Here is a 25,770-nt window from a genome sequence, read left to right as displayed (position 1 = left end):
GGATTTCCGCATTTGCGATAAAGCTAATTATTAAGCTGCTGTTTTAGTCGTAGCTGTAACTGTAGAAGTCCCTGCATCCCACTTCACATCCATATTCAATCCCTCGGAAATAAATCTTACCGGAACCAGTGTCCGATTTCCGATAATTTGCGGAGGAACGTCGAGTGTGAGTGCTTTGCCATTGATGTAAGCAGTCTTGCTGCCAATGGCCATTACGATCGTTGTATTGTCTTTTACTGCGGTGATTTTCTTAGTCGTTTGATCCATGGTTACTGTAGCACCCAGAGCATTAAAGATTGCATTCACTGGCACCAGCACCCGGCCATCCTTATTCACAGGAAGCTGATCTGCAAAGCTGACCGCTGTTCCGTTTAAAAGTACGGATATTCCCTTAGTGCCCGTCGTGTTCGGATTCGTTGTTGATGGCGTTGTAGTTACAGAGGGTAGAGGTGTGACGTTAAGTCCTAGCTGGCCTTGCAGATTAGCAAGTCTGTTCAGCGCAAAGGTCATAATCGAACCTGCAGCCATTGTGCCCATACCTTGTCCCCCGCCTCCAGCGTTACCTGTTGGAGGTGTAGGATTACCATCAGTCGCAGTCCCTGTATTATCAGGACGTGCTGGCGGTGTCGTTCCATCCGGAGGTGTCATGCCTTCCATCCCAGCTGGTGGAGTCATTCCTCCACTACCACCCATCTCACCTGTTGCTGAATAAGTAACATTACTTTCAAATTGTTCCATGGTATAAAATTTGGTTGGGTCTGCTTGAACGTAAGGCTTGATCAAGGTAGCCAATTCAGTAATTCTGCTCTGAATTCCTTCCAAATAATCAACCAGCTCAGATACATATTTCAGGTATTTAGTCTTATATTCAGGCACTTCCAACAAATTAGCAATCATTGGGACCTGATCTAAACTTATCCCAAGCGTTGGATTATCAATTGATGCAGTTACTGCGTTGGTATTGGCTGCAAGGGTTGTTGCCGAAGTAGAAGTTGTGCCCGCAGCAGCTGTTGTATCTGTTGTCCCTGTTCTGCCGCCTCCGCCACCAGAATACCCGTTAAAGGACATGTTCATATCCCATGGAAGTACACTAAATTTACCGGATGCATCCCCGTACAACATATAATTATGACCTTTATCCCCGTTATAGCTGTCATAGTTACCCAATACAGCATTAGCGGCAATATACTTCAGTGCCGAATCCACATCTAGCACACTTTCAATAGAACCCTTCTCACCGGCAGGCATCTCATTCAGCACCTTGATGAAGTTCTTTAACGAAGCTTTATCATCTTCTTTACCTGTATCATAAGTTATCGTTTCGTAGTCACTGCCTTCTTTGTACTGCAGATAACTTTTTTCTTCTGTATCATACAGAACACCATCGTCATAATTTTCTCCATAGGTACGTTCTAGATAGCTATCATCTATCGCTTCCACACCTACATAAAAACCATATAATTCTCCGTTGATATACAGGTTGGTGAACACAGTCAAAGGTGCATCCACACCAACAGAACGAAGCGCTTCGTAATGTAAATATTCACGAATATACGAAGGGTCCGAGAAATTATTGTTCAATACCATTTTATCAAGACCAAGTAACGTTTGCTTCTTATCATATTTATCAAATTTCAGCCGGAAGCTGTATCTATCCGAGTCTGTCATACTGGCTACCGATTTTAACGTCAGATTCCCTTTAGTAGAAAATCCAACATTTTCAACAACATTCCCGTCAACTTCAACCTTAACTTTTTTGTATTCTTTTTCGAGGGGACTTGCTAATATACTTTTCCAATCCGCATCATCAATCGTTACTTTAACATCAATGATTCTGTCACCCGCGAACAGGGATTCATACGCTTTCGTTACACCTGCATCCGCCGCACTAACTACGGGCGTGTTTCCAGCAACACCAAACGCCGTTGAGACGATAGCAAGACTTAGTGTAGCTGCCATGAACTTTCTCAGCAAATTTTTCTTCTTCACCATGTGTAATCCTCCTTGAAGTACAGATTTATGTTTTCGCAGTTCAAGGAGATTGTAAAATATGAATCTGAATATACGCTGAATAGCTTGTCTATGCTTTGCCAGGTAGGCTGTTTATCAGCCCTTTGCCAATCAGATTAGCTGAAACCGGCGGTTTTCCGATCTCTCTAGCCCAGACCGATAATTGCCCGACATGATGAATCTCATGAGCAATCACATGGCGCATTACCTCACCCCAGGCATCGGTCACGATCCTGCCATCCGGATGATGATCCTCAAAAATCCTCTGCTCCAGCCCCTCATGCCAAGCCGTTACAAAGGGTTCCACCTCTGTGTGGAATTTTACATCCAATTCTCGTACTTGCTGCAAAGTCTTGTACCGCTCAAAATCCTCTTGGAAATCCGGCTTTCCTTGCAATACTTGAATCCAGCTCCACTCCACATCAACAATGTGAAAAAGCGTCTTAAGAATACTGCCTACACCACCTATACGTGTTGCGAGCAGCTCCTCCTCAGAAATATCTCCACACCACTCATACCATTGTTCACGGACCATCCAGTTATATTTAAAAAATGTATGCAGGTTAAAAACCTCCTAGAAAGTTGTGTGCTTTTTAATGGGAGCTTAAATGTTTTCGGTATCCCTCCACCTTTTCATCTCTATAACCTAACGATTCATAGAACACATGCGCTTCCTTCCGCTGCTCACCGGAGACTAAAATGATATAATAGCAGTCTCTTTCCCGGGCCGCTTGTTCAATGGCGTTCATAAGTTTTTTGCCAACGCCTTGACGGCGTGCCCGCGCTGAAACCACCACATTCTCAATCACCATAAACGGTTTGCAGTCCCCCACTAAATCCTGACACACGATCCCCATCAAAGACCCTAGTAACTCTCCTTCTACAAAAGCACCCAACAGGATGTAGCGGTTATCCGCCTTGACCCCTTTAAATACTTCTTCAAGCCTATTAAGGTCAGACGGTTTATTCATCAGCTCTTGATATAAATTCCCCAGTTCAGGAAGAGATTCCATTTCTATTTCTTTAATAACAACCATGATTGTTCATCCTGCTTTCTTTTAAATTAACAGCCCTGCTCATACACATACAGTCCGCCATTCCGTGGATGAGATATTCGCTTTCCATTATAACCTCTTTGGACCAGCTGCTGCGCCAACACCTTCATAAAAGCTCCATGGGTAACTACTAACACATTTGCTGATCCAAAATCGCGTTCTAAGCGCTCGATAACTGCTTGTGTGCGGAGTAATGTTGCGGTTCTACTCTCTGACTGTGAGGAATGCCCATAATACCAAGCCATCCGCCCCAGCACTAACCACATAAAATGATGCAGTTTAATTCCCTTCAGCCAAGTTGCAGCAATCTCGATTTCTCTTAACTGCTCCATATATATAATATTACCAGAGTAGATCAGATTCGCGGTATGTATGGCTCTAGGCAGATCACTACTGAGACACACATCCCAAGCTTGCTCAGAGCTTCTAAACTGCCCGAACTTTATATCAGATTGATCATATGCTTCGACCCAAGCGTTAAAATTCTCCCCAGATATTCGTCCGCGCCTCGGTTGATTGTCCACTTTAAAGTGCCTCACTAAACCTATCTTCATTGAACTACACTCCTATTTGCTTAGACATTCAGAGCCCCTTTTAAATCTATGTATCGCTTATATCCATTTGTAAATATCTCAGCACGATCTCAACGCGCTCTCCAACCGATAAATCTTCCTCTATTCGTAAAATAGGACATTCCAGTGCGGACATCCATTCCTCATGCAGCACTTTGCTCCTGACTTCAACTCCAGCAACATCATATAATGCCGCCCACTCCATAAAGGTCTGATATGCTTCGTATTTACTTCCTCCAGGCAAAATATGATCACCATATCTCTCGTACTCTCTGGCTCTTAATCTATCTAAACGAATTTCCGGTGGAAGTCCTAGAAAAATAACCAAATCGAATAATGGTCGAAGGCCATCTCCCCAGCCACATACCGCACCGCTTAAAATCCAAGGCTCCTTATGGGTCAAATCGCTTGTAAGTTTCGCTAATCGCGCATTGACCTCACGCTGCTTAGTGAATTTATGCTCCCAAAAATAGTCGTCACTGTCTAACTGTACATGTGGCAACACTTTAGCTAATTCGTAACCTAAAGTACTCGTTCCTACGCCTGAGGCTCCCATAATATGAATTCTTCTCATACATTCCCCCACCTTTAAGTGGATTTAAAGTTGCAATTCGGGCAATTTTCCTCCAAATATAAAAACAAATAGACTGCTCTCTAATGAAGCAAAGCAGTCCATTTATCGTATAGATCTTATTCCGTTATAGCTGCTACGTCTTTAGGAATCCGGCGTGCTGCATCCGTGGATATAGCTGCTTGGATTACTGCCAGGCGGACCTGTTCAACTACTTTTTCGTTAAAAATACTCGGGATGATATATTGCTCATTGAGTTCATCCGGATGAACGACCGATGCAATGGCTTTTGCCGCAGCCAGCTTCATTTCGAGATTCACAGTTCTAGCCCGGCAATCAAGTGCGCCACGGAAAATACCCGGAAAACATAACACATTGTTGATCTGGTTCGGATAATCACTTCTGCCTGTCGCTAGGACACGAACAAAAGGTTCTGCCAAATCCGGTTCAATCTCCGGTGTAGGATTAGCCATCGCAAAAACGATGTTATCACTGGCCATGCTTTTGAGATGATCCACGGTTAGAATTCCCCCACGGGACACCCCAATAAAGACATCTGCCCCTCGTATAACCTCCGTTATTCCACCCTCAATTCCCTCAGGATTGGTTGCGGCAGCAAGCTTCTGCCATTCCGGATTATCATACTGGAGATCTTTTCTGAGAACGCCTTCACGATCAACCGCATAAATATAACGCGCGCCCGCTGCCAGCAGCAGATTACATATGGACACCCCAGCCGCCCCAATACCCACAACAACAATCCGTGCATTTTCAATAGATTTATTTACAACTTTAAGCGCATTCAAAAGTCCTGCAAAAGCCACCACGGATGTTCCATGCTGATCATCATGAAATACCGGAATGTCCAGCTCTTCCGCAAGCCGGCGTTCGATTTCAAAGCAGCGTGGCGAACTTATATCCTCTAAGTTTATCCCTCCAAAGCCAGGAGAAACTGCTTTTACGATATTGATAATTTCATCCGGGTCTTTGGTATTTAAGCACAGCGGAAAAGCATCAATGTTCGCCAATTGCTTAAACAGCATCGCCTTACCTTCCATGACAGGCATAGCGGCTTCCGGCCCGATATCCCCTAGTCCAAGCACAGCAGTGCCGTCCGAAACGACTGCAACTGTATTTCTTTTCATCGTCAGAGAATAAGCTTTTCTGGGATCTTCAGCAATCGCCGTACATACCCGGGCTACCCCCGGCGTATACACTAAGGATAAATCCTCCCGATTTTTAATCGGCATTTTAGGTGTGATTTCGATTTTTCCGCCAAGATGAGCCAGAAATGTCCGATCCGACACGTTGATTATTTTAATTCCCGGCATCTTCGATAATATTGAGATAATATCTCCATTAGCTGCGTCTTGCACATTCACTGTTATATCTCGGGTAGTGACATCCTTCCCTGCACGTATCACGTCAATAGCAACAATATCTCCGCCAGCTGCGGCAATTCCTGAAGCAACATCGCCAAAAGATGCAACCGATTTCCGAATTTCGAGCCTGATAATCATTGTAGTCGCAATCGACATGAATTAGCCTCTCTTTCTTCAATCCTATTATTTAAAAAATACTATACTTTCCCATTTAAACATATCTTCCGCCTATTAACTAGATCAACGAAAAATTTTTCTTCTTACAGTATTCCCATCCGCACCCGACCCAAATACATCAGGTATGACAGCTACGGGCACAGAGCCATTTTTCCCATAAAAATAAAATTCATCATAATCTTAAGTGTATGTAAGCATAAACAAACCGTAAGCTCTTCTACTCTTCATTACCTTTTCTGCATGCTGTAGAGCATCCTGCCGATTCCTTTTCTCCACTAACCCTTTCTAGTTGTTCTCCTTCACTAAGGTCTGTACTGCTCTTCTAGCAAAACAACCTTACCTTCTACAAATGTCAGATGGAATAATCTATCCATTAGCTCTTCGCTAATAAAACTCGTATAGTCCACTTGCTGATGTCTCGCCCCGTTTAGTTCAGCTATAGTTACATCAGGCTCCAGCTTAACCCGCTTAATTTCTTCGCTTGCGTTTCGGATATAGAATCCATTAGGCAATGATTCGGGTTCTAGTACACCATCTTCTTTAGCTGCAATTTCTGCCGCCTCTCCACCGAACCATTCCACCTCATCCAGATCCAGATAAACCGTATTCCCTTCTGTGATAACGCCCTTTATAAAAGCTAATTTTTTCTCCACTTGCGGTAACTTATAAATAATTTTTTTCAGTTCCTCCACACTCTCACCCTGCACTCCGCTCTCAGAGTTAGATTGGATTGAAATCTCACCTATAGTTTGAACTAGCTCCTTGGTAGTTGGGTTAGTCTCTTTTGGTGGCTTGTTATAAAAAGAATATCCATTAAAACCAAGTGAGACTAATGTGATACCCACTAAGACTGTAACCCTTAAATTTTTCCATTTCATAAGCTTCACCCTCTATCACGTGATTTAACGGAACCTTAATAAACAATTGCGCTATATCATAGACAATCACTAGTTGACCGGGCAGAATAAATATTATATACATGTCTTACCTATAACGTAGTTGAAGGAGCTCACACTTATGACAGAATCATTTCAAGCGTTAGTTGTCGACAAAACAGAATCATCCTTCTCCGTAGCTGTTAAACCGGTTACCCTAGAGGATCTGCCAGCTGGAGAGGTTGTAATTAAGGTTGCTTACTCCAGTGTAAACTATAAAGACGGTTTAGCCAGTATTCCAAACGGTAAAATTCTAAGAACATATCCCTTTATTCCAGGGATAGATTTATCCGGTATTGTGGTATCTTCCACAGACGAACGGTTTCATAAAGGGCAGCAAGTCATTGCGACAGGATATGGTGTTGGCGTATCACACTTTGGTGGCTTTAGCGAATACGCTCGTATTCCCGCAGGTTGGATCACTCCTCTTCCCGAAGGCCTGACGCTTAAAGAAGCTATGATCTACGGTACTGCAGGACTGACAGCCGCCTTATCCATACTGGCCCTGGAAGATCATGACGTTTCCCCGGACAAAGGCAAAGTACTTGTAACAGGCGCTACCGGCGGTGTAGGTGGATCTGCTATTGCCATGCTTGGCGCAAAAGGGTATAGCGTAGTGGCAAGCACAGGTAACGCCGAAGCTACCGATTACCTTAGAGGTATAGGAGCCGAAGACGTGATTTCACGTGAAGAGGTCATTGGCGGCGCCAGCAAACCCTTGGACAAACAATTATGGCAAGGCGCAGTAGATTCGGTGGGTGGTGACACCCTTGCCGCAGTTTTGAGTAAAATCACCTACAGAGGTTCTGTAGCTGCAAGTGGCTTAACCGGAGGCACTTCAGTTCCAACTACAGTACTTCCGTTCATTCTTCGGGGTGTTAACCTTCTCGGCATAGATTCCGTTGAATGTCCTGCAGACCTTCGCCAGAAGGCTTGGAAACGGATGGCGAGCGATCTGAAGCCAAGTCAGCTGGAGAACCTCGTGGATCGTGAAGTCACGTTAACCGAGCTACCGCAAGCATTGGAAGATATTCTACAAGGAAACCTTAGAGGAAGAGTACTTGTCCGTTTATCCTAGGTTTAACAACGAAACCTCCCGGAATCTAGAGTTCCGGGAGGTTTTTTTAGTTTACTCTTGGTTATTCGGATATTGGTAATGCGGCTGCTGCTGTACATAGGGTTGTTGGCGATAATGCTGATCATAACCCTGCGTATAGTACCCTTGCATCGGGTATGGCTGATAATTAAAGGCTTGTGTAGCTGGAGGCATTTGTGAAGATATCGGGATGGGTTGTGCCTGCATATGAGCGTATGGATTCATATTTGGCTGCATATTAGGATGCATATTTGGTTTAACATTGGCTTGCATATTTGGAGCCATATTAGGGGCCATATTAGGAGCCATATTGCTGCTGCCCATTACTTTATCTTCTTCGCAGCAGTCAGCAGGAGGGCCGATGAAGGTTCCAGGCTTGATTGGAGCTAAAGCTTCTTTTACCTTAGCTTCATTTAAGCAGTAAGTATGGGCTAATACATTTGCCGGGGTTTTGCTAAGAATATCCGAACCTAAGATAACCTCAGGAATAGGTGCGTCAAAAATCGCGAGTAGATGTGTATTATCGACAGTAGCTATCTCATAATGCCACCAGCCTTGCGGCACATTTGCCACTTGACCCGGACAAATCGGAAAATGCAGAAGTTCATTTGTGAACGGATTGATTAAAGACACTACCGCTGAACCGCAGATACAATATACAAGCTCTGCAGCATTTTGATGATAATGAGGTTCAACCACATTTGATTTGCTAAGAAAAATATCCAGCAGTGATATGTTCTCGAGCGTATTCAATTGTTTAACCGACAGCAAGTTAATGAAGTTGTTGGCATCTTTTTTAAAAAGTGTATTAGTGTTCACATCAAAAGTAAACTCTGTATTGGGGGACGTATAGTCCATGTATGAAGTCACTTTTTTTCCTACCTTTCTGTTGCTATAAATTTTTGCTTTCCCTAAACACAAGATATGCGTTTGCCTATGCCTAGGTGCGGAGATTCACTACTCCTGATAAAAATTCATCTTTCTTTTCTAAACGGGGCATCCTCTAAGTATTACACTCTCACCCCACATAGGAGGCACAGTATGAAATCGATTCGCACAAAAATAGTGTTAGCTTTATGTATCACTGTCTTTACAATTATGGGTTTCCACCCTATGAATCTTAGCTCCACAGTTGAGGCCGCCAATAACAAAACAGCAGCGAAACAGGCGCCTCTTACATTCGTTCTAGTTCATGGGTCTTGGGCTACTGCTGGTTTTTGGGATCAAACGGCCGCCGCACTTCGCAGCTTAGGACACACCGTCTATACTCCGGAATATGCCGGACATGGCGGGGACAAAAACAATAATGTAACGCATGCGCAAATCACACAGTCTGTTGTCGACTATATCAAGCAAAAAGACTTAAAGGATATCATTCTGCTCGGACATAGCTTTGGTGGTTCGGTGATCCAAACCGTCTCTCAGGAAGTACCGGATCGGATCAAACGTCTGGTATTCTTCGACGCCTTCGTACCGCTGGATGGGCAAAGTGTGGCGGACCAATTTCCAGCTGATTCGCTGAAGTACTTTGAACAGCTGAGAGATACTTCCGGCAATAACACCATAACGCTCCCTTTCCCTCTTTTCCGGGATACATTCGTCAACACCGCCAGTCTTGCGGAAGCGCAAGCTTTTTACAAACAAGCTCCTCCTGAGCCAGCAAGTCCACTTTTCGAAAAGCTTGATCTCAAGAAATTTTACAGTCTCCAGATTCCCAAAAGTTATCTTTATCTAACGGAGGACACCGCGATACCGCAAGGTCCATACGGATTCCATCCTACACAATCCAGTCATTTAGGCATCTTCCGCTTCATCGAGGGCAAAGGAGATCACATGACCACCGTTCGAACCGAACCCAAAATGCTGGCGGAATTGATGGTGAAGGCGGGAAGAGATTAGTCGCTTAACAGCTGGATAGTCTAGGTAGCTGTTGTAGCTTGAGCTGGGGTTCGCGAGCTGGGCTGGTGATTGAGCTGCGCTGTGTAATGTGAGTTGGTCTATGCGATGCGAGTTGAGCTATGTGATGTGAGTTGGGCTATGCGATGTGAGCTGAGCTGGCATTGTCACTCTGAGCTGAACATTACGACTTTAAATACACTAGAGTTTGGCGGTGATCGGACCGAGGAGCTCTTATTTTCATAATTTCGGCGATTTAGTCATGCTATCGGACTCAGATGAAGCTAGAATAAAAAGTGGACAGTAGTTAACAGACTGGCGATAATGAGTCCACGGAGGTGTGTTCACATGGGAGAACATCGACAACGGTATAACGAAGAATTTAAAAAACAGACAGTGCAGTTCATTCAAGAGCAAACAAAGACAGTGGGCGACTTGGCGGAAGAGCTCAACATCCCAAAAAGTACCCTGCATCAATGGATGAGCCAGTATCGAGAATTAAAGAATGAACCGGCAGCTAGCGTGGATCGAGTACGAGAACTCGAGGCACAGTTGAAAGAAATGAGCCGTCAACTTCAAGAAAAAGATAACAAGATTGCCGATGTGGAAGAGGAATTAGCGATCGTAAAAAAAGCAGTGCACATCTTCAGCAAACCAAGGAACTGAGATTCCAGTTTATTGAAAAACATCGCTCCGAGTTTCTCTTGGAGAAGATGTGCATGACCCTACATGTGTCACGGAGCGGGTACTACAAGTGGCGGACAGAAAAAACCAGTACGCATATGCTTCGTAAGGCTGCGATAATGAAGCGAATTCAGTATCATTTTACAGACCATCAAAAGCGGTATGGGAGTCCGAAGATCACCCGCCTGTTACATCAAGAAGGTTATACCGTTACCGAACGCACGGTGAGTGTGTACATGCGACATATGAAGCTTCGCTCCATTGTCTCCAAAACGTATCGGGTACAGACCACTGACTCCAATCATGACCATCCGATTGCCCCGAATACGCTGAACCAGCAATTTAAAATACGCAAACCCAATTCAGTATGGGTTACCGACATTACGTACATTCCTTGCCGGGGAGGGCGCTTGTACCTGGCTAGTGTGATGGACCTTTGCACGCGCGAAATCGTGGGGTGGCGTTTGGAGAACCATATGGAAACTAGCTTGATTTCGGGCGCTTTACAAGATGCCTACGAAGCTAAACAACCGGAAAAGGGTCTATTACATCACTCCGATAGAGGTTCTCAATATACTTCTCATGAATACACGAAGCAGTTGAAAGCGTATGGCATGGAGTCCAGCATGAGCCGCAGAGGTAACTGTTATGATAACGCCTGCATCGAGTCGTGGCACAGCATTTTGAAAAAGGAGCTCATTTATTGTAATCCGCGATTCAAAACTAAGGAGCAAGCCTACCAGACACTTTTTCAATATATTGAGTTTTACTATAACCGCAAGCGAATGCATGGCGCGCTGGGTTATCTTTCTCCAGTTCGTTTTGCTGAGCAATTGACTAGAATGTCTGTTGCGTGACTGTCCACTTTCTTGACAGAGGTCCAGACGCAGCTATTCGCCCAAATGTACTCCTATAATGCGTGATTTCAGGGGAATAAGAGCCATACAGTCCGAAACTCTCGCCAGACGACCATAACCCAAATAGCTGCAATACGGTCCGTAACGATGTCTGAAGCGCTGTCTCTTAAGTAATCACCAACTTAGGCTGATGACGCTGAATTAGCCTTGCCACTTTGAGCTGCACTGTCACTCTGAGCCAACATTGCCCCTCTGAGCTGAACATTACCACTCTGAGTTAGCCTTGCTACATTGAGCTGGCATTGTCACTCTAAGCTGTACATTGTCACTCTAAATACACTAGAGCTTGGCGGTGATCGGACCGAGGAGCCCTTATTTTCATAATTTCGGCGAATTAGCCTTGCTATCGGACTCAGATGCAGCTATTCACCCAAATGTACTCCTATAATGCGTGATTTTAGGGGAATAAGAGCCATACAGTCCGAAACTCTCGCCAGGACGACCATAATGCCAAAATAACTGCAATACGGTCCGTAACGATCGTGCAGTGCAGCAAAAATAGCTGCAATACGGTCCGTAACGATCTGTGAAGCGAGGTTTCTTAACAACGTAGGCTGATGATTTGTGACGCTAAGTTGGTATTGTCACTCTGGGCCGAACATTGTCACTGATGATTTGTGACGCTGAGTTGGTATTGTCACTCTGGGCCGAACATTGTCACTGATCATTTGGAGAAACAGACCACGTGGACTGAACGATGTGCTTTCGAATCAAAAAAAGAGCAAGCATATGGGAACCCCCTACTACGCTTGCTCTTTTTCCTATCCATAACTAACCTACTTCCTAGGCAATCCGCCACGCGGCAGCTCGGGGTCCGATGTCACTCCGGTAATCACCCAGCTATTCTTCTCTTGCACAAGTGAGATTGTCAAAAGTATAGAAGGTGCTGGTCCACTTGAAGTCGCAGTATCCAGACGCATTTCTATGACCTCTGAATTCTTGTTAATTATCGTTTCTTTAGTGACCTCGTAGTTCGTGATCCAAGGGCTGGAGACACCCGTCACCCAGTTTAGTTCAACAAACCGCGGATACATAATCTTTTTGAAATCTTTGGAGAAGATCGAATATTGAATCGAGGCATTCCGATGCTGTAATCCGAACCCGTATAGCTCTGATGCTTGAATTGCAGAAGGTAATATAATGCGCCTAGACTCCGGAGCTGGCTTAGGCATAGCCGATAGCAGTTCTCCATTAACGTGAGTCATAGTAACGGGAGCTGATGCACCCATAGCCATTCCCGGCAGAAGCAACAATCCCGCAATTAGGGCAGTCGCCATTTTCATTTTGCTAATTAGAATCACCTCATTCGTAGCCTGTTCACTACATGTGAATTGAATCTAATTATTCCCCCACCTCACCCATAAATATGTACACCGTTTCCAATTTTCCCAATAATGTATACCTCAATGAATTAAACTGGTAATATAAAATACAATGATACTACACAACCAGCAATTTCATTAGATTTTTATAGGAGTGTTCCCATGAAAAAAATCTTAAACATTTGTCTAGCAGCAGGCCTGCTACTCACTCTATCCGTCGCTACCTTGAATACAGCTAGCGCAGAATCCAAGGCCAAAACCTACAAAAACTGCACGGAGCTAAACAAAGATTACAAAGGTGGAGTTGCCATTTCCAGCTCAACCAAGAACAAAGGCGGCAAAACGAAATACAAACCCTACGTATCGAAAGAACTCTATAATGCCAATAAAAAAAGCGACCGTGACAAAGACGGAATCGCTTGTGAGAAATAGGCTTAGCCTTGCTCCACTATTTGCTTGAGCCTTAGATCCGGCGTGAAAAAGAGTCTGTAGCTCAGTACACTGAGCAGCATACTCGTTATGGCAGCAGAGGCAGTGAACGAGAACACAATTAATATCTGATAACGAACAGCTACTACAGGATCAGCGCCTGCGATGATCATTCCGGTCATCATTCCAGGGAGTTGAACAAGCCCAACCGTCTTCATACCGTCGATGGTAGGAATCATACTGAATTTTACAGATCTTTTTCTAACTTCCTGGATCGCCTGTGGGACCGTTGCGCCAAGAGACAACAACGTTTCAATCTCCCCTTTGCTCTGCTGAATTTCATGCTTGATATGGTTAATGAACAACCCTGAAACCACCATAGCACTGCCAATGGTCATGCCGCTAATCGGAATGATATATTGTGGCGTAGCCTCAATGATATGTAAGCTGAGCAGAATGCCCATCATGAGCAGTTCCATAGTAGCAATCGCCAGTCCAATTCTCCAGACTAATCCGCGCAAGCCTTTGCCTCTTTTGGCTGCATTCCATGCGGCTACACTGATCATGAAGAGAATTATCACAATTACATAAATGACCTGATCCGATTTAAAAATAAATTGCAGCACATACCCCACCGCAAGCAATTGAATGGCCGACCGCACTGTGCCAACAATGATATCTTTTTCCAGTCCGAGCTTTTGCCACACGGAGACCAACATCGTCCCTAATACAAACAGAAGCGTGAAACTTAGTGCTGTATAACTCATAACAACGACGCTCCTTCCGAAGGCCGAACGAACCTTTTAACCAATTCTTCCGCAGATTCAGCAAAAAAAGACTCGCTCACATGCTGTTCCAACCTGCCTTTTCCCATAAACCATGTAGTTGTGCTTATTCTGCTCGCCTGCTTAAGATCATGAGTGACCCAAATCATCGAAGTGCCTTCTTCCTTATGCCAATCCTCTAGTAGCTTTTCAACCATTTGAGTGCTGTTGACATCGAGCGAAGCGGTGATTTCATCGAGCAATAATACCGTAGGTCGGAGCAGCAAGGATCGAATTAAAGAAATCCGCTGCTTTTCACCACCCGAACAATCTGCCGCTTTTTTGCTTAAATCCAAATGCTCCAGCCCCAATTGCCCAATTAGTCGCTGCACTAGTTTAAGATCATAAGGTTTGGCATGCAGTCTGCTGACAGTTCTTAAATTATCCTCCACACTGCCAGACAGCATGACCGCTTGTTGTGCTACAAACCCTATTTTCATCCTCCATAATCTCGCATCCATACTTTTATATGAAGTCCCATTTACCAACATATCTCCCTCATCCGGAGCATCCAAGAGAGCCAGGATTCTAAGGAGTGTACTTTTCCCTTGGCCAGAGGCACCAATCAATGCGATGCGGTCAGATTCAGCTATGTCTGCGGAGATCTCCGAGAAAAGATATTTCGAAGTTTGGTCGTTACTTTTCCAGTTAAGTTTTGCAAGTCTCTGAATCTCAAAAATACTACTCAATCCCCTACCTCCTAATACCATCCGCTTAAATAGCATACCGTCTAGTATTATAGCATTTCAGCTATAAAAAAGAGAAAGACATCCAGTTTCAGGACGTCTTTCCCTATTCGAACTATTGCTTTTTATTGATTAAAACGGGCCACAACAAACACCGCAGGTGAATTCCAATAGATCGTCACTTCATTCGTAGAATAGCTAAGCTCATGATCGACAAAGCACTGCGCAGCTGGTTTTCCTTGTAAATGCTCAACTACATATTCATCATGCAGCCCACGATCTGGCCCCCCTGACACCAATCCCGGCACCGGATCAGCCACATGGTCACCTACAGAAGGGCGATGATGCGGATTCATCACGGCATGATCCCCAAACCCGGTAACATAGCTGATATCCAGAACGTTACGCCCCATCAGATAATGTAGATGATCTAAGGCACAGTCCGCAAAACCGGAGTCTCCACTAAAATATTCAGCCGCCAGCAGCAGCATTGCATTGTTCATTACTAGCATATTGCTGCCCCAGATATAGTCCTCCTCTTTTAAGGAGATCCTATAGCCCTCCTCACGACTCTGTTCCGCTAATCGTTGTGCCTCAGCAACAAGCCCTTCTTTTAACGAGGCATATAAAGCACGGTCTGCCTGCTCCTCACCATTTAACAGATAAGCAATAGTGCCATAGCTTCCCATATCACCCCAGCCTAAACTGTATTTTGGAAAAGTCAGCTGCACTAGCTGCAGAACAGCTTGATGATATTCCTCTTTCCCTGTCGTACGATACAGCTCCGCCGCTGCCCAATACCGCTCGTCCTTATCGACTCCATCCCCGTATTCTCCAGTGCTAATCTCAGGCGGATTCGTAAAACCGGGTACATCTGGATGCTGTACAAGCCATTCCCATGCTGCCCCCGCAGCATCCAGACATTTCCGCGCATAAGCAGCATCAAAAGGCTTGTACACTCTTGCAGCCATAGCCATAACACCAGCAAAATCCCCAGTTGCAGTAGCAGATATTGGTGAGAAGTACAGATCTGCTGTATCGTCCTCAGGCATAACATCCAGACCAGGAAAGCTTAACGTAGTCAATTTATGGTATACACCACCTGTTGCGGAGTCTTGCATTTTAAACAACCAATCGAGCTCCACCCTGCATTCCAGCAGCACATCTGGCGTAGATCCATCACTTTCAGGCAATGGGATAGCGCTTACAAAAGCCGAGGGATATAATTCATAGGCAAGCAGCATATCCGCGATAGCTTTCGCTCCGGGACCGCTATATTTTCCATAATCACCTGCATCATGCCAGCCACCCGAACAGTCTAGTTGAAGATCCGGTTGCCCATATACAATCCCTTTTGCGGTATGGCACGCCTTGTGCTTCCAATCTCCAGCATATTCTTCAGTCAACTCAACGCCACAGCGATAATAATAGAAAGCTTTCAGCAAGCCCTGTTGAAGCTCATGATAAGGCTGATCTGAGATTGTAAAGGATGCCGAAGCTACACCCTCGCTCTGCTCAATCCGATATCTTCCCTCAGTATTGACCTCCGAGAAATCACCTGTGTGCAAAGTTACTCCACTGGCTTTATCAAATCTTCCAGCATCTGAACTACCTTTGAACACAATAGTCCCACTATCAACATCAACTACCTGAAAATCATGCTCAGTACCTGTAAATACTGCGATCTTTTGTCCATCCAGCGGATATCCGATTTGATTCACAGTAATGGTGCGAAGTGTACGCTCGCTCATCTTCATTCTCCTTTTATGTAAAAATGATGAAGCTAAAGTAACCATTCTCTTCTAGTTGAGAATACTCTATTCTAGTTATCTATGGCAATGATGTATACAAGAAAAAAACCTAGAGTCACCCGAAAGGAAACGGATAACTCTAGGCGGACAAAACAGCTTATTTGTCGTCAAGCAATTTAATAAAGTTAGCTGGAAGTGTGAACTGCTTATTATGAACCACTATACGGCGAAGCTCTTCCTCGAAGGAGCTAAGATCATCTTCATCATCGTCTTTAATTTCCTTTATATCCCGGTGCAGACGCTCCATTTGCAGATCAAGGGCATGAGCGGCATCCGCCGCATTTTTCAGTTCACGAGTCATACTCTCAGGTACTGATTTATTATATTTATAAAAGATTTTATGTTCGAGGCTTGCCCAGAAATCCATAGCAATGGTACGAATTTGAACTTCTACACAGACAAGCTCCTGACGATCGGACATAAAAACAGGGACTTGAATCAGCAAGTGAAGACTCTGATATCCGTTAGGTTTAGGGTTCTTAATATAATCCTTTACCTCAAGGACCGTTAGATCATCCTGCTTCTGAAGCATCTCACTAACATGATAGATATCAGAGATAAAAGAACAGGTGATCCGCAGACCAGCGATGTCTTTAATACAATTTTTCACTGAATCCAGCGATAATTCACCATTTTTGCGCAGCATCTTGTTCATGATACTTTCTGGAGACTTAATACGCGATTTGGTATGTTCAATTGGGCTGTAATCATGCAGAGACTGAAACTCCTGTTTTAGGATCTCAATCTTCGTTTCCATCTCATCCAATGCAAATTTATAAATTAACATGAAACGAGTGATATCGTGCTTAAGCTTCTTAAATTGTTCGATTTGATTCTCGGGGGTCATTATCTCATTTCTCCTCTTGTAGCGTTTCTCTATATTTATCATAGCCAATCCACTAGTGAATTTCAAATTCAGCGGTAATGTAGCCATAATCCAAACCTCACACTTCGTTTGATTACGTACCTTTTGCGCCGCGAATCCACTTTCGAAGTCGCTATAGGACCCAGTTGACCTTATACACAGTATAATCCCATAATCGGGATGCTATCGAACTCCATAATCGCTATTGGCAAAAAAACACAAAATATGAACCTCTTCATAAGAAATAACGTCACTGGAGTCCGAAACCCTGCTCAAACGGAGATAAACCTAAGAACCAAACCCATGATGCCCAAGAAACTAAAGTAACCCAAATAACCAAACTAGCCAAAGACCCTCAATATGTTACGGACCGTATTGCAGCTATTTGAGCTTTTTGGTCATTTTTACAGAAGTATCGGACCGTATAGCTCTTATCACCATGTAACAGTGCTGAATCGGTGTGGTTATGAGTATATAGCTGCAATATAGTCCGATAGCTCGCCTAAAACGTTCGAAATGGAGAAATAAGGTCAGCTGAGTCCGATCCATCGGAAAAGTGTGTTCACAAGCATGGGGGATAGTTCAAATCGCGCGAGAACCCAAAGTAACCTAAGTGCAAATAACGCCTTCTGAGTCCGAACGCTCAGCGGTAAAGGTCATGCAGAAACTAATGCCTGATGTCGGTTGGTTTACGTCCAGGAACACAGTCTACCCGAGTACCCGATCATTAAACTGAAAGTTTCATTATTCAGTTGAGCTGTTTCCACTTTTGCTCAAGCGTTTGCGGAACATACTCCTTCAAAAGAGTCAAGAGTTCCAACGGCTCGTTGGATACGTTTAGCAGACTTAGATGCGAAGAATTAGAGAAGCCTTCTTGGATACTGTTATGTATCAGATTCATCAGAGGATCAAAATAATTCCTGATATTTAGAACCCCTACCGGCTTCTTGTGTATGCCAATTTGTGACCAGCACAAAACCTCAAAGAGCTCCTCATACGTTCCAAACCCTCCAGGTAAAGCAATAAAGCCATCTGCCAGCTCTCCCATTTTTGCTTTACGGCCATGCATATCCTCTACTTCTATCAACTGCGTTAACTCTCTATGTACCATTTCCCCATTAAATAATCCTCTAGGCATTACCCCGATTACCTCGCCTCCACCATTCAAAACAGCATTAGCGACCTCACCCATTAATCCGATTTTTGAACCACCGTAAATTAAACGATAATTATGCATAGCCATGTAGTTACCAAGTTCAACAGCTTTAGCTTTATAATCCTCATGCACCCCTAAATTCGATCCTGCGAAAACACATATTGATTTCAAAATCTCATCTCCAAACTATATATTGATAATGTCCGCTATCTAATATACTATATGTTGGAGTATAAATCATGTGAAAGATTAAGGAGTGCTACATAATATGGAAATTAATGATGTGCAGAAATGGATTAATCATTTTTATGGAGAACGAGGCTGGACTACTTATGGTCCTTTTATAAGAGTCGGATTCTTAATGGAAGAGACCGGTGAAGTCGCTCGAGCTGTACGCTCCTATGAAATCGGCAGAGATCGACCGGATGAATCGACTCGTACTCCAGAGCAACTGAAAAACGACTTGATTGAGGAAATCGGGGATGTTCTCGGAAATATCGCATTGTTAGCTGACTTATATGGCATCACTTTAGAAGAGGCTTTTACTGCACATAAAGAAAAATTAGTGAAGCGATTTAATTCCTAGGGACGAAGTAATCCTAAAAAAATAGGACTACAATCGGCAAGACCGAATTGTAGCCCTTCTTTATTTTACTCTTTAAGCCCTGTTAAGCTTTACCGCCTAAAGTATGATTCGAAATGGCTTTGATTATTGTTTCCCAATCATCCGGGTGGACTTCGTGGCCCGTTCCTTCCAGGGTTAGAAGCGACGCATCAGGAATTTCCGCCGCAAGCGCCAAGCCATGCTCTATAGGAAGCACCGTGTCTTCTGTGCCGTGGATAACCAAGGTAGGAACCATGATATTTTTTGCCTTGCCCTCGTAGCCGTCATCCCCTGTAAGAAGAGAATGATTAAACATGCTAAGCAAGTTGTTGGCACGTTTTATTTCCAGCCTTACTTGTTTATACGCTCTTTTCTCATCGAATTTATGTTTTGAACCACAGAGTATGCCGGAACCTGAAACCAAATAATTGGCTACCTCTTCCTCATTAGACCAATCCAGTGTTGCTCCATTTGCATGGAATGCGAGGATCCGCTCATCCATAGGAGGCAAGTTCCGATCATTATCGTCAGATTCGAAAAAACTTGATGCGATCAAGGTTAAGGTTAGAACTTTTTGCGGATGACGTGTAGCAAGGACTTGCGCAATCATTCCGCCTAAGGACATTCCAACGATATTTGCCTGTTCTATATTATAGGCGTCTAGTAACCCAGCAGCATCATTTGCCATGTCCATCACGGTATAATTGGAACTCCCAGGCTCATAAACAACGGAACGTCCGACATCCCGGTTATCATAACGAATAACGTAACGTCCGGTATCTGCTAATCGCTGACAGAACTCTTCATCCCAATAAACCATAGAACAGGTGGCACCCATAATCAGCAATATCGCAGGATTGCTAGGATTTCCAAAACTATCCGAACATATATCAATTCCGTTTACTTTTACTATTTTTTCGCTCATTGTTCATTCCTCATTTCATTCGAATTTTATCAATGAATGCACAGTTAAATAAGACTCAATACATTTTCAAAAAAATGGATGATGTCATCATTGAATTGCACCTCAAATTAACGTAAACGAATGAATTTGATAATCACGATAAGCACTCTCCTATTCCATATTGAAGGGTTTTTAACCCAATTTCGATTATAACACAAAAAAGCTATCCCCTGATTTTACGGATCAGGGAGATAGCCTCCTATTTATCGCCACAAAAATATTCGTTAAATAAATACTTCTTCAACAGTCAAATTACGCTCTTTAGATAAGTCTCTGAACGTAGTCTCATTTATTTTTACCAGAGGTTTGAAAATATCCAACGGATTATTCATAATAATCGTACCTTGCTCACCATTGCTAAGCTGAACGCTCTTACCCACAAAATTCGGCAATAAATGTCCGATTAGAGCTTGTACCGCATTTCCATTCAGCTTGCCAAATCCAAGCTCATGTACCTTGCGCAGAACGTTAATCAGGCCTTGTTTTGGTTGATTCGCTCTTCCTAAGGTCATGCCTACATAAGTATTTGCAACAGCAACAATCTGCGTATACGGGTGCAAGTCCTGTTTACGGAGATTGTTAGGATAACCTGTACCATCCTCGAATTCATGATGCTGAAGCGCCACTAGTGCGGTCTTTTCGTCATTCATCGATTTAAGGATAATGTCGTATCCATACGAAGTATGACGTTTTAGTTCTTCTGATTCTTCGGGAGTTAAGTTATCCGTCTTATTTAAGATATGTGGAGCAATCTGGCTTTTTCCGATATCGTGCAAATAACCGGCTCTACTAATCTCAAATCTTTCGGCTTTTGTATGACCTAACCAAGTCGCTATGTAAAAAGATAACAGTCCGACCTGCAATGAATGGTTGTATGTACTGATATCATCACGTTCCAGCAGCAATAATAAAGAAACGACATCCTTTTGTTCATCCAATTTTTCCAGCAATGGCTGCAGCGTATTATCAACATCCGACTGCGTAAAGCTACCCTTGCTGAGTGCTTCCAGAAATATAGATTCATAGTTTTGGATGGCTTGATCAAAATTACCATCTATCCCTTGTGCCACATTCATTTCTTCATTATCCAGCACCATCATGCGTGGTTCAATATCGACATAATCAATTTGATGCCTCATCAGGATGGTGATTTCTTCTCCGTAGACCACTGTCCCCTTCGGAAGCACGTGTAGGCCAACACTATTGAATGTATCTGTGATTAGACAATCGCCATGTTTGAGATCTGTGACATGAGCTTTCAAAATTCAGCACCCCTTACTATATGTAGGTATATTTTACCTTAAGGATAGCTAAATTCTTCCAAAGTAACAATATGGTTAAAGACTCATTAAACCACTCGGTTAGTTCAAAAGACCCCCGCGACTTCAGCACCCCTAAATCTATTTTTAGAGATTAAGCCTTACATTTATCCGTCTTACACACTACCTAAAAGGGATTGCTAAATTCAGCGATTACTTTCCCAATCAACTTATCCTTCGACACAAATGGAGTATCCCACAAATGAGCATCATAGCTTATATTCCGGTTATCTCCGAGAAAAAAATAATGATCGGCGGGTACCGTAACCGGTCCAAAAGTGTAATCCATCTGTTCATTGAGGTAAGGTTCGTTAACCTTCGCTCCATTTCGGTAAAGTGCGCCGTCTTTAATTTCCAAGGTATCTCCAGGCAGCCCCATTAGCCTTTTTACATATCTTTTATTCTCATCACCAGCTACAGGTGGCGTAAATACAACAATATCTCCATGCTCCAGTGTGGTCATCCATAACATTTTCTCAACAATTAAGCGATCATTGATTTGAATCGTTGGGATCATAGAGCCCGTTGGAACTCTCATGGCTTCAGCAACATAGGTTCTAACAAACAAAGAAATAACCACTGCGATCACAATACTCGGCAACCATTGCTTCATAAATTTCAACATTATTGCTCACCTCACATTCATTTTATAGAGTCAAACTTTTTTTAGCTGGTTCATATTCAGTTCATATTGTCGTCATGTATAGTTCATCTTCATCGGGTAAGCTTTCTTTAGCAACTCATTAAGATAGCTAGAATAAAGCGATTAGAACAGGAGAAGATGCGATTGAAACCAGAAGAAGAGGTTATTAAAAAAAGGATGAATAAACCGCTGAAAATTATACTTATTTCCTTAGGGGCTTTAGCTACTGCAATAGTACTTTTTCTAGTGACTGTTTTTGTCGCTAATATTTTCCTCAATAAATCGGACCAAGCTAAAATAAAACCCTATGGTCAGTCTGTAAGCGTCGATGGTAAAAATATGAACGTTTTGATTCAAGGAAAGGGTGAAGAGACAGTCGTGCTCTTACCTGGTTATGGAACGGTGGCACCGGGACTTGATTTTAAGCTGTTAATAGATGAACTATCTCCATTTTACAAAGTTGTCGTGATTGAGCCTTTCGGTTATGGATTAAGTGATAGAACTGAAAAAGAGCGAACCACAGAAAACATTGTGAGTGAAATTCATGAAGCTGTAAAGCAGCTTAATATTGACCGTTATATTCTAATGGCACACTCTATTTCCGGTATGTACAGTTTGAATTATGTGAACAAATATCCAAACGAAGTGAGTGCATTTGTCGGGATTGATAATAGTATTGCAACGGAAGACAGAATAGGTGTTAAAATACCAACAGGAAAATTAAAACTACTTAGAGAATCAGGCTTGGGCAGATTGTTATTTAAATCAAGTGGAAATCCCTATGCTGAATTGCCGTTTGATGATGAAACTAAAGAACAATTGAGATTGCTTACGCTTAGAAACACTTATAATTACACTAACTTAAATGAAGTGGAACATATGTCTTCTAATTATAAAGGGGCTCTAAATTCAACTTTTCCAAAGGATCTCCCCCTTTTGCTCTTTGTTCAAGGGGATGATACTCTCTTAAAAGATTGGATATCATTGCATGAAGAGCAAGTCAAAAATTCCGTACAAGGAAAATTGGTAAAACTTGATGCAGGACATTATCTGCACCATACCAAATCAAAAGAAATTGCCGAAAATTTTAAGACATTTATGGAAGAAATAAAATAAAAAGCGTTTCTTCTATTCTCCATGCTGCGGTCATCATGTGCAAGTTTCCTTGCATTTCATGACGCAGCATTTTTTCCTTAGTATTTAAATTTCGAACCGCTCAATAATTCGATTCATTTCCCCATCAACATCAATTGAAGTATTCTTAGGAATATGAATGACGAACAAACCGCCAAAGATCAACTCACATTTGCCTTCATTCTCTATAATTCTATGTTTAAAAGCTGCAATGGCCGTTGAATCAACAGCTTCTTTACTAAGCAGCCAAGCGTATCTTTTGAAAGGAGATTTCTGAACAGTCTCTTGGTAATAATAGACTCCATTTTCTTCCTTCACCTGTATAATATCTCCCATTGTAACAGCCGGATTAAAAATCGGTGTCTCTTCAATTCGAAATTTCTCTTTGCCAAATGGAGTAACATCGAGGATTTCTATTTCACGGCCATCTGCGTTGAAGCAGATATGGATTCCGGACGATTCTAGCATCGGCACACCTCTATCCTTGTTCAATATCTAATCTTGTTCATTCTAAATAACACAAAACAAAGTAAATACATTAGACTCGTAATCCCGAACAACCTAAAGATTCCGGGTGTTAATAACATATATAAACTGTAGGGAAAACTCCAGACAAATGCAAGCAGCATTAGCCGACTTCTGTTTAAAAAGACACCTATTGCTAATAACCCCGCCGGTAATAACAACATAATTATACTAATCACAAGAGTGGAGCGATTCGTAATCTCAGCATAAGGATTGATGAATATAAAAATTAGCCATAAAAAAACGGTCATCAAACTGGACACATAACCTATTAGTTTAATGATTGTTAAATTTATGGATGACTCCATCCTATCACCTCAATTCTTTCGCAATAATTCTCTCCAGCCACTTCCATGGAAGCAGCGTTTTGCCTAAGATTAAGATTCGCGTACCTTTGCCGATAGGATAACGTAGCCGTGGAGCCTTCATTTCGGTAATACGACCGATAAGATTAGCTACTTGACTAGGGTCAGGCGCTGTCTCAGCAGTATGTTTGGAATATCGTAGCACAGCGTCAAGACGCGCTTTATACGGAGAATCCTCCTTACGTCGAATTTGCTCCATGCCTTTTCCCCATATCGGTGTTCGGAAGGAGCCCGGTTCAATTAATACCACCCTTATTCCATAAGGGGACATTTCATGACGCAGGCTTTCGCTGAAGCCTTCAACAGCAAATTTAGAAGCTGCATAAGGCGCATAACCTGGAAATCCGGATAATCCACTTACACTTCCCACATTAATAATCGTGCCGCTCTGCTGTTCTCGCATAATGGGCAGCACAGCTGTTGTCACAGCCACTAATCCAAAAAAGTTCGTCTCCATTTGCCGCCGCCATTCCTCCATAGATATTTCTTCTATGAAACCGCCAATGGCAAAACCTGCATTATTGACTAGAACATCAATTCTTCCAAATGTTTCGTGTACTGAAGATATTGCTGTCTCTATAGAATCGCTGTCAGTTACATCCATGGTCATTAAATGAAGCTGCTTTAAAATTCCTGCCTGTTCTGCCTGCTGCACCAGCTCGCCTTTACGGCTTAAATCACGCATGGTTGCTATCACCTTAAACCCCTGTCCAGCTAATTTGAGCGCTGTCAGCAGTCCAAATCCACTGGAGGTTCCGGTAATCAGGGCCACACGATCGTGCCCATACTCTAGATGTGAACTCATATTTACTCCCCTTTGTATTTCACAATTACAAAAACAAGCACAAATGTTCTATTGTTCATTGACTGTCCATTAATTTCAAGTTATAGTAAGAGCATCTTTTATATTTCTGTGCGGGAGAAGCACCTCGCAAGACAGGCGTCAATGCCTATCTTGGAGGTGCTTTTTTGCGTATATTAACTAATTCATTAAGGAGCTGAGAGGAATGTTTAAGCCAAAAAACACCGTCAGATGTAGAACGAACATTTTCAGAATTAGGGATTTAAAATGGATGGCTCAAGTAGTGCTGGTAGCAGCTTTCTTAACCTGTAACCTCACACTTGTGTCTGCTGCTACTGGATGGGATTCCGCGCTGGATGACATTAACAGTCTTCATGGTAATTATACCGCGCTTCAAGCCACCCTCAAGACAGATAACTCAAAAATTCAGAAGTTACGCAAACAGAATAATGACGCTCTGAAATCTATTCGTACCGTCATACAGTCAACAGATCAAGCACTGTTAAGCCGCTTATCTTCAGAAGCTAGCTCAGTTCAGAAGAAACATGCTCCCCTTCTGGAACAATACAGCACACTCAGTAAACAGTCTACCGCAGCCAAGAAAGCTAAAGACTTGAAAACAGTCACATTGCTGGACCTGAAGCGTAATAAACTAAAGGCTGCTGTAACCCTCGCCCGAGCCGAAATTAAGACAAAGACAACCGCTTTGGCAGCCGCTCGCAAGCAAACCGCTGCTAAGCTTAAACCCGTCAAAGATGCGTTGGCACCCATCACTGCTTTAAAGAAACAAATAACTGCCGAGAGTAAGAATCTCGCTGCCACGCAGAAAGTACGCGCGGAAGCTGACAAACAATATAAAGCAGCTGTTAAGCAAGGAGATGCAGTTAGAGCCGCCACAGAATTGAAATCATCCTATGAGCAAATGAAACGAATTCATTCCATGCAGCAGAATATTTACAGCTGGGAACAGAAGACTTCGCTAGCACTACGAGCAGCAGAATCTAAACTTCCCTAATGATTATGATT

27 protein-coding genes are annotated in these 25,770 nt (G+C 43.0%); 8 read left to right on the top strand and 19 right to left on the bottom strand.

What is annotated here, in order from left to right; genetic code table 11:
* Positions 1-30: 30 nt before the first annotated feature.
* From NST58_RS12310 to NST58_RS12280, 7 genes are all read right to left on the bottom strand, one after another.
* The gene (locus NST58_RS12310) at positions 31-1,992 is read right to left on the bottom strand and encodes a CotH kinase family protein (protein WP_339247978.1); all 1,962 of its coding nucleotides are present in this window, start codon (positions 1,990-1,992) and stop codon (positions 31-33) included.
* Between the two features lie 88 nt (positions 1,993-2,080).
* On the bottom strand, positions 2,081-2,572 hold the full coding sequence (locus tag NST58_RS12305) for a DinB family protein (protein WP_339248764.1): 492 nt from the start codon (positions 2,570-2,572) through the stop codon (positions 2,081-2,083).
* Between the two features lie 31 nt (positions 2,573-2,603).
* A complete protein-coding gene (locus NST58_RS12300) occupies positions 2,604-3,047 on the bottom strand; it encodes a GNAT family N-acetyltransferase (protein ID WP_076219441.1) in 444 nt (147 codons plus the stop codon).
* Between the two features lie 26 nt (positions 3,048-3,073).
* Complete coding sequence (locus NST58_RS12295; protein ID WP_312150893.1) at positions 3,074-3,619, bottom strand: histidine phosphatase family protein; 546 nt, start codon at positions 3,617-3,619, stop codon at positions 3,074-3,076.
* A 46-nt stretch (positions 3,620-3,665) separates the two neighbouring features.
* The gene (locus tag NST58_RS12290; protein ID WP_076187343.1) at positions 3,666-4,211 is read right to left on the bottom strand and encodes an AAA family ATPase; all 546 of its coding nucleotides are present in this window, start codon (positions 4,209-4,211) and stop codon (positions 3,666-3,668) included.
* A gap of 116 nt (positions 4,212-4,327) precedes the next feature.
* On the bottom strand, positions 4,328-5,746 hold the full coding sequence (locus NST58_RS12285; RefSeq protein WP_076130640.1) for an NAD-dependent malic enzyme: 1,419 nt from the start codon (positions 5,744-5,746) through the stop codon (positions 4,328-4,330).
* Positions 5,747-6,069: 323 nt separating this feature from the next.
* Positions 6,070-6,645: a hypothetical protein gene (locus NST58_RS12280; protein WP_076303027.1), complete on the bottom strand. Its 576-nt coding sequence runs from the start codon at positions 6,643-6,645 to the stop codon at positions 6,070-6,072.
* 139 nt (positions 6,646-6,784) lie between these two features.
* Here NST58_RS12280 and NST58_RS12275 point away from each other — a divergent pair, with 139 nt between their 5' ends.
* Entirely contained in the window at positions 6,785-7,780 is a 996-nt protein-coding gene (locus tag NST58_RS12275) for an acryloyl-CoA reductase (protein WP_076187339.1), read from the top strand.
* 51 nt (positions 7,781-7,831) lie between these two features.
* Here the strand turns inward: NST58_RS12275 and NST58_RS12270 are convergent, their stop codons facing one another.
* Complete coding sequence (locus NST58_RS12270) at positions 7,832-8,668, bottom strand: cupin domain-containing protein (RefSeq protein WP_081383448.1); 837 nt, start codon at positions 8,666-8,668, stop codon at positions 7,832-7,834.
* A 171-nt stretch (positions 8,669-8,839) separates the two neighbouring features.
* Between NST58_RS12270 and NST58_RS12265 the strand changes: the two genes are divergently transcribed.
* The 3 genes from NST58_RS12265 (at position 8,840) to NST58_RS12255 (ending at position 11,235) form a co-directional block, all read left to right on the top strand.
* Positions 8,840-9,697: an alpha/beta hydrolase gene (locus NST58_RS12265; protein WP_339247971.1), complete on the top strand. Its 858-nt coding sequence runs from the start codon at positions 8,840-8,842 to the stop codon at positions 9,695-9,697.
* A gap of 345 nt (positions 9,698-10,042) precedes the next feature.
* Entirely contained in the window at positions 10,043-10,360 is a 318-nt protein-coding gene (locus NST58_RS12260) for a transposase (RefSeq protein WP_036683594.1), read from the top strand.
* A complete protein-coding gene (locus tag NST58_RS12255; protein ID WP_143766422.1) occupies positions 10,309-11,235 on the top strand; it encodes an IS3 family transposase in 927 nt (308 codons plus the stop codon). Before NST58_RS12260 ends, NST58_RS12255 begins: the two co-directional genes overlap by 52 nt.
* Positions 11,236-12,071: 836 nt before the next feature.
* Here the strand turns inward: NST58_RS12255 and NST58_RS12250 are convergent.
* Positions 12,072-12,578: a hypothetical protein gene (locus NST58_RS12250; RefSeq protein WP_036689814.1), complete on the bottom strand. Its 507-nt coding sequence runs from the start codon at positions 12,576-12,578 to the stop codon at positions 12,072-12,074.
* Positions 12,579-12,779: 201 nt separating this feature from the next.
* On the opposite strand from NST58_RS12250, the gene NST58_RS12245 reads away from it, so the two are divergent.
* Positions 12,780-13,049 carry an excalibur calcium-binding domain-containing protein gene (locus tag NST58_RS12245; protein ID WP_076130327.1) on the top strand — a complete coding sequence of 90 codons (270 nt, stop codon included), beginning with the start codon at positions 12,780-12,782 and terminating at the stop codon, positions 13,047-13,049.
* A gap of 2 nt (positions 13,050-13,051) precedes the next feature.
* On the opposite strand, the gene fetB is transcribed toward NST58_RS12245, so the two are convergent.
* The 5 genes from fetB to NST58_RS12220 all read right to left on the bottom strand — a co-directional run bounded on the left by fetB (position 13,052) and on the right by NST58_RS12220 (position 18,559).
* On the bottom strand, positions 13,052-13,813 hold the full coding sequence (gene fetB / locus NST58_RS12240; RefSeq protein WP_076280315.1) for an iron export ABC transporter permease subunit FetB: 762 nt from the start codon (positions 13,811-13,813) through the stop codon (positions 13,052-13,054).
* Entirely contained in the window at positions 13,810-14,559 is a 750-nt protein-coding gene (locus NST58_RS12235) for an ATP-binding cassette domain-containing protein (RefSeq protein ID WP_339247966.1), read from the bottom strand. The genes fetB and NST58_RS12235 overlap by 4 nt, the downstream gene beginning before the upstream one ends.
* 122 nt (positions 14,560-14,681) lie before the next feature.
* Complete coding sequence (locus tag NST58_RS12230) at positions 14,682-16,307, bottom strand: glycoside hydrolase family 9 protein (RefSeq protein WP_248548023.1); 1,626 nt, start codon at positions 16,305-16,307, stop codon at positions 14,682-14,684.
* A gap of 157 nt (positions 16,308-16,464) precedes the next feature.
* On the bottom strand, positions 16,465-17,214 hold the full coding sequence (locus tag NST58_RS12225) for a GTP pyrophosphokinase family protein (RefSeq protein WP_076130330.1): 750 nt from the start codon (positions 17,212-17,214) through the stop codon (positions 16,465-16,467).
* Positions 17,215-17,980: 766 nt separating this feature from the next.
* Positions 17,981-18,559, bottom strand: coding sequence for a TIGR00730 family Rossman fold protein (locus tag NST58_RS12220; protein WP_076193859.1), 579 nt, complete (start codon positions 18,557-18,559; stop codon positions 17,981-17,983).
* A 97-nt stretch (positions 18,560-18,656) separates the two neighbouring features.
* Here NST58_RS12220 and NST58_RS12215 point away from each other — a divergent pair, with 97 nt between their 5' ends.
* Positions 18,657-18,974: a MazG-like family protein gene (locus tag NST58_RS12215; protein WP_076130332.1), complete on the top strand. Its 318-nt coding sequence runs from the start codon at positions 18,657-18,659 to the stop codon at positions 18,972-18,974.
* An 82-nt stretch (positions 18,975-19,056) separates the two neighbouring features.
* On the opposite strand, the gene NST58_RS12210 is transcribed toward NST58_RS12215, so the two are convergent.
* The 3 genes from NST58_RS12210 to lepB all read right to left on the bottom strand — a co-directional run bounded on the left by NST58_RS12210 (position 19,057) and on the right by lepB (position 21,900).
* Positions 19,057-19,917 carry an alpha/beta hydrolase gene (locus tag NST58_RS12210; protein ID WP_076187007.1) on the bottom strand — a complete coding sequence of 287 codons (861 nt, stop codon included), beginning with the start codon at positions 19,915-19,917 and terminating at the stop codon, positions 19,057-19,059.
* 263 nt (positions 19,918-20,180) lie between these two features.
* Positions 20,181-21,218, bottom strand: a complete 1,038-nt coding sequence (locus tag NST58_RS12205; RefSeq protein WP_076187005.1) for an HD domain-containing phosphohydrolase — start codon at positions 21,216-21,218, stop codon at positions 20,181-20,183.
* A gap of 184 nt (positions 21,219-21,402) precedes the next feature.
* Complete coding sequence (gene lepB / locus NST58_RS12200; RefSeq protein ID WP_076130335.1) at positions 21,403-21,900, bottom strand: signal peptidase I; 498 nt, start codon at positions 21,898-21,900, stop codon at positions 21,403-21,405.
* 156 nt (positions 21,901-22,056) lie between these two features.
* Here lepB and NST58_RS12195 point away from each other — a divergent pair, with 156 nt between their 5' ends.
* The gene (locus tag NST58_RS12195) at positions 22,057-23,034 is read left to right on the top strand and encodes an alpha/beta hydrolase (RefSeq protein ID WP_076187003.1); all 978 of its coding nucleotides are present in this window, start codon (positions 22,057-22,059) and stop codon (positions 23,032-23,034) included.
* Between the two features lie 84 nt (positions 23,035-23,118).
* On the opposite strand, the gene NST58_RS12190 is transcribed toward NST58_RS12195, so the two are convergent.
* On the bottom strand, positions 23,119-23,520 hold the full coding sequence (locus NST58_RS12190; RefSeq protein WP_339247959.1) for a DUF4265 domain-containing protein: 402 nt from the start codon (positions 23,518-23,520) through the stop codon (positions 23,119-23,121).
* Between the two features lie 369 nt (positions 23,521-23,889).
* A complete protein-coding gene (locus NST58_RS12185) occupies positions 23,890-24,747 on the bottom strand; it encodes an SDR family oxidoreductase (protein ID WP_076130339.1) in 858 nt (285 codons plus the stop codon).
* Positions 24,748-24,949: 202 nt separating this feature from the next.
* Between NST58_RS12185 and NST58_RS12180 the strand changes: the two genes are divergently transcribed.
* The gene (locus NST58_RS12180; RefSeq protein WP_143759902.1) at positions 24,950-25,759 is read left to right on the top strand and encodes a hypothetical protein; all 810 of its coding nucleotides are present in this window, start codon (positions 24,950-24,952) and stop codon (positions 25,757-25,759) included.
* Positions 25,760-25,770: the final 11 nt, after the last annotated feature.

Origin of the sequence: Paenibacillus sp. FSL R10-2796, from assembly GCF_037965315.1 — a bacterium.
Classification (GTDB): Bacteria; Bacillota; Bacilli; order Paenibacillales; family Paenibacillaceae; genus Paenibacillus_AQ; species Paenibacillus_AQ odorifer.
The sequence above is the reverse complement of the archived record's forward strand: the minus strand, read 5'-3'. Positions and strand labels throughout refer to the sequence as shown.

Excerpts from the sequence above, each read along its gene's own strand:
- NST58_RS12310 (WP_339247978.1), bottom strand. The coding sequence starts at position 1,992 with ATGGTGAAGAAGAAAAATTTGCTGAGAAAGTTCATGGCAGCTACACTA.
- NST58_RS12300 (WP_076219441.1), bottom strand. The coding sequence starts at position 3,047 with ATGGTTGTTATTAAAGAAATAGAAATGGAATCTCTTCCTGAACTGGGG.
- NST58_RS12295 (WP_312150893.1), bottom strand. The coding sequence starts at position 3,619 with ATGAAGATAGGTTTAGTGAGGCACTTTAAAGTGGACAATCAACCGAGG.
- NST58_RS12290 (WP_076187343.1), bottom strand. The coding sequence starts at position 4,211 with ATGAGAAGAATTCATATTATGGGAGCCTCAGGCGTAGGAACGAGTACT.
- NST58_RS12285 (WP_076130640.1), bottom strand. The coding sequence starts at position 5,746 with ATGTCGATTGCGACTACAATGATTATCAGGCTCGAAATTCGGAAATCG.
- NST58_RS12280 (WP_076303027.1), bottom strand. The coding sequence starts at position 6,645 with ATGAAATGGAAAAATTTAAGGGTTACAGTCTTAGTGGGTATCACATTA.
- NST58_RS12275 (WP_076187339.1), top strand. The coding sequence starts at position 6,785 with ATGACAGAATCATTTCAAGCGTTAGTTGTCGACAAAACAGAATCATCC.
- NST58_RS12265 (WP_339247971.1), top strand. The coding sequence starts at position 8,840 with ATGAAATCGATTCGCACAAAAATAGTGTTAGCTTTATGTATCACTGTC.
- NST58_RS12260 (WP_036683594.1), top strand. The coding sequence starts at position 10,043 with ATGGGAGAACATCGACAACGGTATAACGAAGAATTTAAAAAACAGACA.
- NST58_RS12250 (WP_036689814.1), bottom strand. The coding sequence starts at position 12,578 with ATGAAAATGGCGACTGCCCTAATTGCGGGATTGTTGCTTCTGCCGGGA.
- NST58_RS12245 (WP_076130327.1), top strand. The coding sequence starts at position 12,780 with ATGAAAAAAATCTTAAACATTTGTCTAGCAGCAGGCCTGCTACTCACT.
- fetB (WP_076280315.1), bottom strand. The coding sequence starts at position 13,813 with ATGAGTTATACAGCACTAAGTTTCACGCTTCTGTTTGTATTAGGGACG.
- NST58_RS12230 (WP_248548023.1), bottom strand. The coding sequence starts at position 16,307 with ATGAGCGAGCGTACACTTCGCACCATTACTGTGAATCAAATCGGATAT.
- NST58_RS12225 (WP_076130330.1), bottom strand. The coding sequence starts at position 17,214 with ATGACCCCCGAGAATCAAATCGAACAATTTAAGAAGCTTAAGCACGAT.
- NST58_RS12215 (WP_076130332.1), top strand. The coding sequence starts at position 18,657 with ATGGAAATTAATGATGTGCAGAAATGGATTAATCATTTTTATGGAGAA.
- NST58_RS12210 (WP_076187007.1), bottom strand. The coding sequence starts at position 19,917 with ATGAGCGAAAAAATAGTAAAAGTAAACGGAATTGATATATGTTCGGAT.
- lepB (WP_076130335.1), bottom strand. The coding sequence starts at position 21,900 with ATGTTGAAATTTATGAAGCAATGGTTGCCGAGTATTGTGATCGCAGTG.
- NST58_RS12195 (WP_076187003.1), top strand. The coding sequence starts at position 22,057 with ATGCGATTGAAACCAGAAGAAGAGGTTATTAAAAAAAGGATGAATAAA.
- NST58_RS12190 (WP_339247959.1), bottom strand. The coding sequence starts at position 23,520 with ATGCTAGAATCGTCCGGAATCCATATCTGCTTCAACGCAGATGGCCGT.
- NST58_RS12185 (WP_076130339.1), bottom strand. The coding sequence starts at position 24,747 with ATGAGTTCACATCTAGAGTATGGGCACGATCGTGTGGCCCTGATTACC.
- NST58_RS12180 (WP_143759902.1), top strand. The coding sequence starts at position 24,950 with ATGTTTAAGCCAAAAAACACCGTCAGATGTAGAACGAACATTTTCAGA.